The organism is Microbacterium sp. SORGH_AS_0428, from assembly GCF_031453615.1.
GTDB lineage: Bacteria > Actinomycetota > Actinomycetes > Actinomycetales > Microbacteriaceae > Microbacterium.
Genome location: NZ_JAVIZT010000001.1, coordinates 263,724 through 275,636 on the forward strand (window position 1 = coordinate 263,724; position 11,913 = coordinate 275,636).

The window sequence follows — 11,913 nt, forward strand, 5'->3', positions numbered from 1 at the left end:
CCTCTAGTTTACTCCTGACAGCCGGAGATGCCGATGGTCGCGCAGACCTCCTCCCTCGCCGTGGTCGAGCCGCTGCCCGTGCCGGGTCACCGCGTTGCAGGCCTCGCCGTCGGGCTCGCGTCCGCATTGGCTTTCTCCTCCAGCGGGCCGGTCGTGAAGCCGCTGATCGAGGCGGGGTGGACTCTGGGGGCCGCGCTTCTGGTGAGGATGTCGCTCGCGGCGCTCATCCTGTCGCCCGCTCTGATCCGCGCGGTGCGCCGCCGGCCGGGCGTTCTGAGCCGGCAGTGGCCGCTCATCGTCGGCTTCGGTCTGACGGGCGTCGCGGGCTGCCAGATCTTCTACTTCGCCGCCATGCAACGCATGCCCGTGGCCGTTGCGCTTCTCGTGCAGTACCTCGCGCCGGTGCTGCTGGTCCTGCTCGCCTGGGTGCGCACACGTCGCGCTCCGTCCCGGCTGGTTCTGACCGGGTCCGCGGTCGCGATCGTCGGTCTCGTGCTGGTCGTGGACATCGCGGGAGCGCGCTTCGACCTCGTCGGCACGCTCTTCGCACTCGGTGCCGCAGTCTGCGTCGGGGCGTACTTCCTGCTGTCCGAACGCACGGGCGAGGAGCTGCCTCCCCTGGCCCTGGCAGCGGGCGGACTCATCGTGGGTGCGGTGCTCATGGGCCTGCTGTGCGCCACCGGGCTGTTGCCGTTCGCGGCCCCCGATGTGTCCGTCGCCCTGGCGGGATTCGAGATGCCGTCGTGGGTCGCCATCGGCTGGGTCGGTGCCGTCGCGACGACGCTCGGCTACGCCCTGGGGGTGATCGCCGTGCCGATGCTCGGCTCGCGGGTGGCATCCTTCGTCGGGCTGTCCGAAGTGCTCTTCGCGCTGCTGTTCGCCTGGCTGCTCCTGGGCGAAGCCCCCGGTGCGGTCCAGATCCTGGGCGGTGCGGTCCTGATCGTGGGCGTCGTGCTCGTGCGGATGGACGCCTCTGCGGTATCTGCGCGGTCGGCCGGATCTAGCGCTGCGGTTGCGCCAACGCCATGAGGGGCGTCACGCGATAGGGGATCACCTCGTCCATGACGAGGGAGGTCTCGGTGCGCTCCACGCCGTTGATCGCGAGGATGCGGGCGTCCGTGTCGAACAGATGCTGCGCGTCGCGGCAGGCGACACGCACGAGCAGATCGACCGACCCGGCGAGGCCGTGCGCCTGCAGGACCTCCGGCACCTCCGCCAGCTGCTCCCGGATCCGCGGGAGCTCGTGCTGTCGCACCGTCACGCTCACGTACGCTTCGATGGGGAACCCGAGGGCTCTCGTCGAGAGAGCGCGCTGGTAGCTGAGGAAGGCGCCCGTGCGGTCCAGGCGTGCGAGCCGTGCCTGGATCGTGTTGCGGGAGAGCTGAAGACGCTCCGCGAGAGCGACGACCGTCGCGCGATGGTCGTCAGCGAGAGCGCGGAGCAACTCGATGTCGATACGGTCCAAGGCGGGCATGATGCGCAACGCTAGCAGCAGTGAGGGGCTCCGATTGCGCATGTTGCGCGGCGGTGATCACGAGGCGGTCGGACTCGGAGAAGTGCCCTGGGTCGTGAACAGGCCCAGACCGTGCGCCTTCAGAATGTTGTACGCGTCGGCGTAGGTCTCCGGCTCCGGGGCGCCGCTCGGACCGTAGCGCTCCAGAAGAAGTCCGAGCAGGCCCTTCGCGGGCGATGTCAGCGGCTTGTCGGAGGTGCGGATCTCCTCGAGTTCGTCCTCCTCCAGCAGCGGCGGCACGTACGCCGGACTCACGGTGGGCCAGGTGGACGGGTCGCGGGGCTCGGTCAGGTTGGTCGCACTGAACAGGGTCGGGGCGCCGCGGTCGCGATCGGTCAGTGGTTCGAGGCCGTGCAACCGGCAGAGGGTCGCGATGACGGCCGCGTGGTGGATCTCTTCGTTGATCACCGTTCCTGCTTTCGTGTACGCCGACACGGCGATCGCGGGCACCCGCACGCCGAGCCGATCGAAACGGAAGCCCATCTCACCCTCTGCGGCCTCGGGATCCGGGGGAGTGGCCTTGGGAGGAACGACGTGGTCGTAGGTGCCGCCGTGCTCGTCGAACGTGATGAGCAGGAGTGTGTTCAGCGCGTTGGAGCCGTCGCTGCTGTCGGAGGTGCGGATCGCGTCGTACACGCTCGCCACCAGTGCTTCGCCGGCGCGGACGTCCGACACCGCCGAGTCGAAGACGGGGGTTCCGTCGACCTCGCTTTCCCGCACGACTCCGAAGGGCGGGTGGAAGTCGTTGTGGTTGTAGACCATCCGCGGCTCGATGAACGCGTAATCGGGCAGGGTCCCGGCCTTCGCATCCGCGAAGAACCGGTCCATGTACGCGAAGTGGTCGCTGCGCCAGTACTTCTCAAGCACCGGCGCATGCATGACACCCGTGAGGGAGACGAGTTGCTGTTCGTCGAAGTAGATGCGCCAGCTGCGACCCGCCTCCTCCAGGCGGTTGAAGATCGTCGGCGACGGCGCCGCATCCAGCCACTTGCTGTAGCCGCCGCCACCGCGATTCGTCACGAAACCGTGCGAGGTCGACGCATGGAAGAAGGAACGGTTGCAGTACGTCTGACTGGGCACAGCGCAGTGCCAATGGTCGTAGACGGCGAACCCCTGAGCGAGCGTCGAGAGCACCGGCAGCATCGAGGTCGAGAACCCGCCCATGATCACGTCGGCGTCGGCGGGGGACGGGTCCCTGCCCTTGCTCGTACGTCGGTAGTTCGCGACGTAGTCGCGCACGAACCCCTGCATCGTCGGCGTGCTGTCCGCGGACGGGGCGTTCCACGGCGCGCGCAGCGGCCGATGCCAGGAGGTCCCGTTGGATGCGGGGTCGACCGTGCCGAAGATCTGGGTGTTCACGTGCGGATACGTCTCGCCCGGATCCGGGTCGGGCGAGCACATGATGTCATCCGTGCTGCCCGTGTAGATGTGCGCAGGAACCGTCCGGCCGTCGGGCGCGGGGTTCGAGTACTCGCCGAACGCGAGGCCGTCGAAGCGGGCGCCGGCGGGCAGCGTGGCGGGTGTGTAGAGGTGGCCGAGGAGGTTGTCGAACGACCGGTTCTCGCCCATGAGGACCACGACGTGGGCGAACGCGGGCTCGTTCGCGGAGCGCGACGGACGCGTCGAGGCCTGCACGGCCGCCGCACCCGCTCCGGCGGCTCCGCCCAGGGCCAGGCCGCCGAGGGCGAGTCCGCCCACCCGGAGGAAGTCTCTCCGCGAGGCCGCTGCGGCATCCGGGTGCGGATCGGTCCTCGGTCGACGGCTCATGGTGTGAGTCAGGCTACGGCATCGCTGTCGAGCCGTCGCCGCGGCTCAGACGGACGAGTAGGAGAGCAGCCGCAACAGGCCGCCCTCCCACGAGAACTCCTGCGCCGATCCGTTGCCGAGGCGGTCGCCGTCGGCGGGAAGCTGGTCGTCGGTCGCGTAGGCCAGCACCTCGCGGATGAGGGCGCCGTGCGCGACGGCCACGACGACGGGGGGCACGGCCTCCGCCGAGGCGTCGCTGATGACCCGGGACACAGCACGCACGGCGCGCTCTCGCAGTTGCTCTCGCGTCTCGGCGCCCGGCACACGGGCGTCGGGACCGCGTCCCCAGCGTTCGGCGAGCTCATCGATGGACACGCCCTCGGCCTCGCCGTACGAGCGCTCACGCAGCTCGGGATACCGGGCGGTCACGGGCCGTTCCAGGATCGCCCCGATGATGTCCGCCGTCTCGGCTGCGCGCTGCAGGTCGCTCGAGACGAGCACGAGCGGCGTGTGGGTTGCGAGGCGGGCGCGCAGGGCGAGCCCTGCCTCCCGCGCCTGGGCGCGCCCGGTGTCGTTGAGCGGGATGTCGGTTGCGCCCTGGATGCGGCGGGCGCGGTTCCAGTCGGTCTCGCCGTGGCGGATGAGGATGAGGTGGGTCACAGGCCTGTCGGAGTGTCGTAGCGGAGTCAGCGTCGGCGGGGCAGAGCCTCGGCCAGAGCGGTGAGCACCTCACTCGTCCCGGCGTCGACCTTGACCGTCGCCCGGGCATCGGCCCGGGTCTGTCCGCGGTTGACGATGACCACCGGCAGCCTACGTCGCCGTGCGCGCTCGACCAATCTGATGCCCGAGTTCACGACGAGGGAGGAGCCGGCCACCAGGAGCGCTTCGGCAGTGCGCACCAACTGTTCGGCCTCGCGGAACCGCTCGGCGGGGATGAACTCCCCGAAGAAGACGACGTCCGGCTTGAGCACGCCTCCGCACACACTGCATTCCGGGATGCGGAAACCCTCCACCTCGGCCCCCGCGACGTCGCCGTCGGGACCGAGCGGCAGCTCTTCCGTCTCACTGAGCCACGGGTTGTCCGCCTCCACCCGTGCGGCCAGATCCCTCCGGTCGAACACCTGCCCGCATTGAAGGCAGCCCACGCGGCGCATCGTGCCGTGCAGTTCGACCACACGGCGAGACCCGGCACGCACGTGCAGCCCGTCGACGTTCTGGGTGATGACCCCGCTCGTGATGTCCTCGGCTTCGAGGTGGGCGAGGGCTCGGTGGCCCTCGTTGGGCTGGGCAGCGGCGAAGCGCCGCCAGCCGAGGTGGCTGCCCACCCAGTAGCGCCGTCTGGCGCTCTCCTCGGCGAGGAACTGCTCGACGCTCATGGGCTTGCGCACCGGCGCGCCCTGCCCGCGGTAGTCCGGGATGCCGGAGTCGGTGGAAACCCCGGCGCCGGTGAGGACGGCGACCCGGCGGCCGGCCAGCGCGTCGATCGCGCGCTCCAGCTCGGCGAGGGCGGTCGGATCGGGTTCCGTCACGAGTGGCACAGTACCTCCTGCTGCCGAGCCTACGCCTGCCGGTTTGCGGGCATGTTTCGTCGCCGATCCCGGAGGCTGGTTAGCTGGCACGGGAGGACGCATGCACCTGGAAGAGATCACCGACCCCGACGACCCGCGCCTGCACGACTACCGGAACCTCACCGACGTCGCACTGCGGCGGGTGTCGGAGCCGCGGGAGGGGCTGTACATCGCGGAATCCGCGAAGGTCATCGCGCGCGCGCTCGCGGCGGGTCATCGCCCGCGATCCGTGCTCGTGCAACAGAAGTGGGTCGACGAGGTGTCGGCGCTCCTGGCGCACTCGGAGACACCGGTGTACGTCGTCCCGGCCGAGGTCGCCGAGTCGGTCACGGGCTACAGCGTGCACCGCGGCGCCCTCGCGGCGATGCATCGACCGACACTGCCGGACGTGGCCGGCCTGTTGCGCGACGCCCGCACGGTTCTCGTCCTGGAGGACATCGTGGACCACACGAACGTGGGCGCGGCCCTCCGCGCAGCCGCGGGGATGGGGGCGGATGCGGTGCTGGTGACCGAGCGATGCGCGGATCCGCTCTATCGGCGCAGTGTGCGCGTCAGCATGGGCACCGTCTTCCAAGTGCCGTGGACCCGCCTGCCCGCGTGGCCCGAGGCGCGCAACCTCTTCGACGAGGCGGGGTTCCACCTGGCGGCTCTCGCTCTCTCGGACGACGCCGTGGCGCTCGAGTCGTTCGCGGCGTCCAGGCCCGAGCGGGTGGCGTTGCTGCTCGGCGCAGAGGGTGACGGCCTGAGCCGCGGCGCGCTCCGCGCAGCCGACACGGTCGTGACGATACCGATGTCGGGCGGCGTCGACTCGTTGAACGTGGCCTCGGCGGGCGCTGTGGCGCTCTGGGCGCTCGCTCACCCGCCCGCGGCGGGATCCTGATCGTCGATGCGCGACACGCGCGACGGCTCCGGGCGCTTCGCCGTCACGTGGTCGCCCGACGACTGGTGCCGCAGACGCCGCAGAACCCACGGGACGAGGTAGGTCCGCGCCCAGACGAGATCATCCGCGCGGGCCGCGCGCCAGTTCCGCACCGCGATCGGCGCCGGCTGCATCGGAGTCAGGTCGTTGGGGACGTTGAGGGCCCGCAGCACCATCCGCGCGACCTCGTGATGCCCGAGGGTGTTCAGGTGCAGCCGGTCGTCCGCGAAGAAGCGGGCGTCCTGGATCTCCTTGAGACCCCACTGGTCCGCGACGATGCAGTCGTACCGGTCGGCGATCGCACGCAGGTTCTCGTTGTAGATGGCGACCTTCCCGCGGAAGCCGCGGAACACCGGAGAGAAGTTGGTGTCGATGCCCGTGAACACGACGACGGTGGCACCGGTCGACGAGAGCCGGATGACCGCATCCTCGAACTGCTGCGAGATGTCGTCCGGATCGGTGCCGGGGCGGATGACATCGTTGCCGCCCGCGCAGAAGCTGATGAGATCGGGGGACAGGGCGAGGGCGGGTTCGATCTGCTCTGCGACGATCTGGCCGATCAGGCGGCCGCGCACCGCGAGATTCGCGTACGCGAAGTCGTCGACCCCGGCGCCCAGTACCTCGGCGACGCGGTCCGCCCACCCTCGATTGCCGCCCGGTGAGTCGGGGGACGGATCGCCGAGGCCCTCGGTGAAGGAGTCGCCGATGGCGACGAAACGCCGCCACGGATGCCCCTGATCGTTGGCAACGTAGGGCGTGCGGTGGGGCAGAGCCGATTCGGTCGTCATCGTTCCTCCTGACCTCTCAGCGTAGCCCCGCGCCCTGAACGCGGCCCGGGGCCGGGTGTCCGCGATCTCGCCTATCGTGGATTCTCGCGTTCGAGAACGGAGGTGCGATGGACGACGAGCGGGAGACGACCATCGACGCCGACCGGATCGACGAGCACGGCGCCGAACACATCGGCAGCTTCGCCGCCGAGCACCTTTCCCCGACGTATCCGCAGCGAGCGCCGTGGGGAACCGCGCAGCGGCTGCGCGCCTGGCAGGCGGAGGCGCTCGACCAGTATTTCTCGACGGACGGCCCGGACGGCGTCGGCAAGGGTCCGCGAGACTTCCTGGCTGCGGCCACGCCCGGCGCCGGAAAGACGACCTTCGCGCTGCGCCTCGCCAGCGAGCTGCTGCGCCGCGGCGTCGTCGACCGCATCATCGTGGTCGCCCCGACGGAGCACCTCAAGACGCAGTGGGCGGACGCGGCGGCGCGGGTGGGCATCCGCCTCGACCCCCACTTCAGCAACCGCCACACCGTTCCGGCTCGCCAGTACCACGGCGTCGCGGTGACGTATGCGCAGGTGGCGGTCAAGGCCTCCGTCCACCAGTACCTGACCATCGAGAAGCGCAGCCTCGTGATCCTCGACGAGGTGCATCACGGCGGCGACGCACTGAGCTGGGGTGATGCGCTGCGCGAGGCGTACGGCCGCGCGACCCGTCGGCTGCTGCTCTCCGGCACACCCTTCCGCTCCGATACCGCTCCCATCCCGTTCGTCGAGTACCACCCCGACGCCAAGGGCAACCGCATCTCCCGCACCGACTACGCGTACGGCTACCGTCGCGCTCTGGAGGACGGTGTCGTGCGGCCCGTGCTCTTCATGGTCTATGCCGGGCACATGCGCTGGCGCACCAAGACGGGCGACGAGATGGAGGCCCAGCTCGGCCAGGACAACACGAAGGACATCACGTCCCAAGCGTGGCGCACGGCGCTCGCGCCGGAGGGCGAGTGGATCTCCGCCGTCCTGCGCTCGGCCGATCGACGCCTGTCCGAGGTGCGGGAGCAGGTTCCCGACGCGGGCGGTCTTGTGATCGCGACCGACCAGACGGCCGCGCGCGCGTACGCGGACATCCTGCAGCAGATCTCGGGTGAAGCCGTGACCGTCGTCCTCTCCGACGAGGCCGAGGCATCGTCGCGCATCGAGACGTTCTCCGCTTCCGATTCTCGCTGGATGGTTGCCGTGCGGATGGTCTCCGAGGGCGTCGACGTGCCGCGCCTCGCCGTCGGCGTCTACGCGACCTCTGCGTCCACTCCGCTGTTCTTCGCGCAGGCCATCGGTCGATTCGTGCGTGCCCGGCGTCGCGGTGAGACCGCGAGCGTGTTCCTGCCGAATGTCCCTCAGCTGCTGACGCTCGCCAACGAGATGGAGCGCCAACGCGACCACGCACTCGATCGCGAGAGCGACGCGGAGGACATGTGGGATGCCGAAGAGGACATGATGAACGCGGCGGAGCGTGAGGACTCCGCATCCGACGCGCTGACCGAGGAGTTCGCGTACCAGGCGCTGGGCGCCAACGCCCACTTCGACCGGGTTCTGTTCGACGGCAAGGAGTTCGGCCAGCTCGCTGTGCCCGGCACCCCGGAGGAAGAGGAGTTCCTGGGCATCCCGGGGCTGCTCGAGCCCGAGCACGTGCACGAACTCCTGACGCAGCGCCAAGCCCGTCAGGGACGCCATCGCTCCGCGCGGGAGGCGCGCGAGGCGGCGGGGGAGCAGGAGCCGCCGAGCGACATCCCCGCGCCCCTGCACCGCACGCTCAAGGAGCAGCGGCAGCTGCTGAACAGTCTCGTCGGGCTCTACGCACGACAGAGCGGCGAGCCGCACGGCGCGGTGCACACCGAACTGCGTCGACTGTGCGGGGGACCTGCGGTCTCGCACGCGACCGTCGCTCAGTTGCAGGCTCGGATCGAGCTGCTGCGCAAGCGCGTCCACAGCTGAGAAACGGTCGCCAGCGGTGCGCGGCGCACCTGGCCGACAACGAAGAAGAGGGCCCCTTCCGGGACCCTCTTCTGTCACTGTGCGCGAGGGGGGACTTGAACCCCCACGCCCTATACGGGCACTAGCACCTCAAGCTAGCGCGTCTACCTATTCCGCCACCCGCGCAGTGTTTTCGTCGCTTTCGCAACGAGGAGCAACGTTACCACGTCCCGTGTCCGGTCGTTAATCCGGCACGCCCCGCGTGTGTCGCGCGTCACGGGACGGACACACGGAACGGGTAGCCTGAACCCCATGACGGACGCGACTGCCGGGGGCGCGCCCGATCTGCCCGAGGTCGCGCGGATCGCGCGGGACCTCATCCGGATCGACACGACGAACTACGGCGGTGGCCGGGCCGTCGGCGAACGCGAGGCTGCCGACTACGTCGGCGCCTACCTGGAGCAGCTCGGTCTCGAGACGCAGTACTACGAACCGGTCCAGCGCCGCACCAACGTGTTCGCCCGCGTGCCCGGACGAGACCGCACCCGGCCGGCCCTGGTCGTCCACGGCCACCTCGACGTCGTCCCCGCAGTGGCGGAGGACTGGAGCGTCGACCCGTTCGCGGGTGTCGTCCGTGACGGAATGCTGTGGGGACGCGGCGCCGTGGACATGAAGAACATGGACGCCATGATCCTCACGTCGGTCGCGGAGCTGATGAGAGCAGGCGAACAGCCCGAGCGCGATCTCGTGCTGGCCTTCTTCGCCGACGAGGAGAACGGCGGCGTCGAGGGCTCCTCGCTCGTCGTCGAGCACCGACCGGAGGTCTTCGCCGGCGCGACCGAGGCCGTCAGCGAGGTCGGTGGCTTCTCCGTCGATGTGGGGTCCCGACGGGCCTATCTCCTGCAGGTGGGGGAGAAGGCGCTCCTCTGGTTGCGGTTGGTGGCGCGCGGCGCAGCCGGCCACGGCAGCAGGTTCCACCCGGACAACGCGGTGGTCCGCCTCGCCGAGGCCGTCGCGGCTCTCGGTCGTACCGAGTGGCCGCTGCGCCTGACCGCCACGACGGAGCGCTTCCTCGCCGAGATGTCTCGTCTCACAGGGATGGACAGGGCCGATCCTGACGCGCTGGCGGACGCCGCCGGGCCCGCATCCGCATTCCTCCGGGCGAGCCTTCGTACGACGGCGAACGCGACAGCGCTCACCGCCGGCTACAAGCACAACGTGATCCCCGACCGCGCCGAGGCGCTGATCGATGTCCGTGTGCTGCCGGGAACCGAGGACGCGGCGCTCGCGGACATCAGACGCATCGTCGGCGAGGGGATCGAGATCGAAACCATCGTGCGTGACGTGGGCCTGGAGACGACGTTCGAGGGCGATCTCGTGGACCGTATGGTCGATGCCCTCCGGCGCCACGATCCCGAGGCTCCCGTCATCCCTTACCTGCTCGGCGCGGGCACCGACAACAAGGCCCTCTCGCGTCTGGGCATCACCGGTTACGGGTTCGCGCCGCTGCGCCTTCCGCCGGGCATGGATTTCACCGGTATGTTCCACGGTGTCGATGAGCGCGTCCCGATCGATTCGCTCGTGTTCGGGCAGCGCGTGCTGACCGACTTCCTCCGCACCTGCTGACCCGTCATCCGATTAGGCGAAAGGCCGTCGATGCAGAATTTCCTCGAAGCGCTCCTCCTGGGCCTCGTCCAAGGCCTCACCGAGTTCCTCCCGGTCTCCTCGAGCGCACATCTCGCAATCCTCGGAGCCTTCCTGCCCTCGGCCCAGGATCCGGGAGCGGCGTTCACGGCGATCACGCAGATCGGAACCGAGGCGGCGGTCGTGATCTTCTTCTGGAAGGACATCGTCCGCATCATCTCGCACTGGTTCGGCTCCTTCACCGGACGCGTGCCGCGCAACGATCCCGATGCGCGGATGGGCTGGCTGATCATCATCGGATCGGTGCCGATCGTGGCACTGGGGCTCTTCTTCCAGAATCAGATCGAGGGTGTCTTCCGCTCGCTCTGGCTGGTCGCGGGGATGCTCATCTTCTTCGGTGTGCTCCTCGGTATCGCCGACGCGGTGGGCGCGCATCGACGCAAGCTGAAGGACCTCACCGTCGGCCACGGCATCGTCTTCGGTCTGGCGCAGTCGCTCGCGCTCGTGCCGGGAGTGTCGCGTTCGGGTGGCACCATCACCGCGGGTCTCTTCCTCGGCTACGAGCGCGCGGCGGCAGCCCGGTACGCCTTCCTGCTCGCGATCCCCGCGGTCTTCGGCAGCGGTTTCTACCAGTTGTTCAAGGTGCTGCGCGAGCCCGAGGTCGACCCCGTCTTCAACCTGTGGGAGACCGGCGCCGCGACCATCGTCGCGTTCTTCGTCGCGCTCGTGGTCATCAAGTACTTCATGGCGTGGATCTCGAAGCGCAGCTTCCTGCCGTTCGTGATCTACCGCGTGGCGCTGGGTGCGTTCGTGATGATCATGCTCGCCACGGGGGTCATCGCCGCCTGATCGCGAGTCGGCGTCAGCGTCGCGGCTCGTCGCGGCCGGGCTTGGCCGGCCCGTCGCCGCGCCGGCGCAGATACTGCTCGAACTCGCGGGCGATGGCGTCGCCGGATGCGTCCGGCGAGTCCCAGGTGTCGCGCGTGCGCTCGAGCCCGCGGATGTACTCGGTCATCTCCTCGTCGTCGGCCGCGGCCGCGTCGATGGATGCCTCCCACGCGGCGGCCTGCGTCGACAACTCTCCCCGTGGCACCTTCGCCCCGGTGATGTCCTCCAGGCGGTCCAGCAGGGCCAGCGTGGCTTTCGGGGACGGCGTGTGGCCCGCGACGTAGTGCGGGACGCTGGCCCAGAGCGACGCAGCGGGGATCCCTGCCTGTTCCGCGACATGGGCGAGAACGCTCAGAATGCCGACGGGTCCTTCGTAGGAGCTCCGCTCGAGGCCGAGACCCGTGCGCAGCGCGTCGCTGTCGCTGCCCGCGAAGATCGAGATCGGACGGGTGTGCGGCACGTCCGCCATCATCGAGCCGAGCGCGACGAAGCCCGTGATGTCCTCGGCGAGGGCGAAGTCGACGAGCTCGGAGGCGAACGCCTTCCACGCCCGTGCCGGCTCCACCCCCGTCAGCAGCCAGAGCTGCGTTCCCCGGGTCTGCTGCGACGGGCGCAGCAGCGTCGTCTCCGGCCACGAGAGCGCGCGATTGCCCTCCGCATCCAGGCTCACCGTGGGACGTGTGTACTGGTAATCGAAGTACAGTTCGGGATCGACCGAGTACACGGGCTCGTAGTCGCCCTCGGCGCGCAGGAGAGCGAGCGCCGCGGATGCCGCTTCACCCGCATCGTTCCAGCCGTCGAAGGCGGCGACCAGAACGCGCCGACCGAGTCCCTCCACCGTCACTCCCTCTCTTCCGCAGCAGCTCAGTGCCGCGGGGATCGTTCCAGGATAGGC

At 69.6% G+C, this 11,913-nt stretch carries 11 protein-coding genes and 1 tRNA gene; 5 read left to right on the forward strand and 7 right to left on the reverse strand.

The window, feature by feature from the left end; all coding sequences use genetic code 11:
* The first annotated feature begins 33 nt into the window (after positions 1 to 33).
* Positions 34 to 1,029 (forward strand): DMT family transporter, encoded by a 996-nt coding sequence (locus QE374_RS01350; protein WP_309731524.1) that lies wholly within the window; start codon positions 34 to 36, stop codon positions 1,027 to 1,029.
* Here QE374_RS01350 and QE374_RS01355 read toward each other — a convergent pair.
* From QE374_RS01355 to QE374_RS01370, 4 genes are read right to left on the reverse strand one after another with little or no spacing between them, the layout of a single operon-like run.
* Positions 1,001 to 1,474 (reverse strand): Lrp/AsnC family transcriptional regulator, encoded by a 474-nt coding sequence (locus QE374_RS01355; protein ID WP_309731526.1) that lies wholly within the window; start codon positions 1,472 to 1,474, stop codon positions 1,001 to 1,003. The genes QE374_RS01350 and QE374_RS01355 overlap by 29 nt on opposite strands.
* 57 nt (positions 1,475 to 1,531) lie before the next feature.
* Complete coding sequence (locus QE374_RS01360) at positions 1,532 to 3,280, reverse strand: alkaline phosphatase family protein (protein ID WP_309731528.1); 1,749 nt, start codon at positions 3,278 to 3,280, stop codon at positions 1,532 to 1,534.
* 45 nt (positions 3,281 to 3,325) lie between these two features.
* A complete protein-coding gene (locus QE374_RS01365; RefSeq protein ID WP_309731530.1) occupies positions 3,326 to 3,919 on the reverse strand; it encodes a histidine phosphatase family protein in 594 nt (197 codons plus the stop codon).
* A gap of 26 nt (positions 3,920 to 3,945) precedes the next feature.
* Entirely contained in the window at positions 3,946 to 4,788 is an 843-nt protein-coding gene (locus QE374_RS01370; RefSeq protein WP_309731532.1) for a Sir2 family NAD-dependent protein deacetylase, read from the reverse strand.
* Between the two features lie 100 nt (positions 4,789 to 4,888).
* Between QE374_RS01370 and QE374_RS01375 the strand changes: the two genes are divergently transcribed.
* On the forward strand, positions 4,889 to 5,707 hold the full coding sequence (locus tag QE374_RS01375; protein WP_309731534.1) for an RNA methyltransferase: 819 nt from the start codon (positions 4,889 to 4,891) through the stop codon (positions 5,705 to 5,707).
* Here the strand turns inward: QE374_RS01375 and QE374_RS01380 are convergent.
* Entirely contained in the window at positions 5,683 to 6,534 is an 852-nt protein-coding gene (locus QE374_RS01380) for an SGNH/GDSL hydrolase family protein (RefSeq protein ID WP_309731536.1), read from the reverse strand. The two genes, QE374_RS01375 and QE374_RS01380, sit on opposite strands and share 25 nt — an antisense overlap.
* 107 nt (positions 6,535 to 6,641) lie before the next feature.
* Here QE374_RS01380 and QE374_RS01385 point away from each other — a divergent pair, with 107 nt between their 5' ends.
* Positions 6,642 to 8,507 carry a DEAD/DEAH box helicase gene (locus QE374_RS01385; RefSeq protein ID WP_309731538.1) on the forward strand — a complete coding sequence of 622 codons (1,866 nt, stop codon included), beginning with the start codon at positions 6,642 to 6,644 and terminating at the stop codon, positions 8,505 to 8,507.
* An 80-nt stretch (positions 8,508 to 8,587) separates the two neighbouring features.
* Here QE374_RS01385 and QE374_RS01390 read toward each other — a convergent pair.
* Positions 8,588 to 8,672, reverse strand: a tRNA-Leu gene (locus QE374_RS01390).
* A 126-nt stretch (positions 8,673 to 8,798) separates the two neighbouring features.
* On the opposite strand from QE374_RS01390, the gene QE374_RS01395 reads away from it, so the two are divergent.
* A complete protein-coding gene (locus QE374_RS01395) occupies positions 8,799 to 10,112 on the forward strand; it encodes a M20/M25/M40 family metallo-hydrolase (protein ID WP_309731539.1) in 1,314 nt (437 codons plus the stop codon).
* A 30-nt stretch (positions 10,113 to 10,142) separates the two neighbouring features.
* On the forward strand, positions 10,143 to 10,979 hold the full coding sequence (locus QE374_RS01400; protein WP_309731541.1) for an undecaprenyl-diphosphate phosphatase: 837 nt from the start codon (positions 10,143 to 10,145) through the stop codon (positions 10,977 to 10,979).
* A 13-nt stretch (positions 10,980 to 10,992) separates the two neighbouring features.
* Here QE374_RS01400 and QE374_RS01405 read toward each other — a convergent pair whose 3' ends face one another.
* Positions 10,993 to 11,856 (reverse strand): PAC2 family protein, encoded by an 864-nt coding sequence (locus QE374_RS01405; RefSeq protein ID WP_309736564.1) that lies wholly within the window; start codon positions 11,854 to 11,856, stop codon positions 10,993 to 10,995.
* Positions 11,857 to 11,913 lie beyond the last annotated feature (57 nt).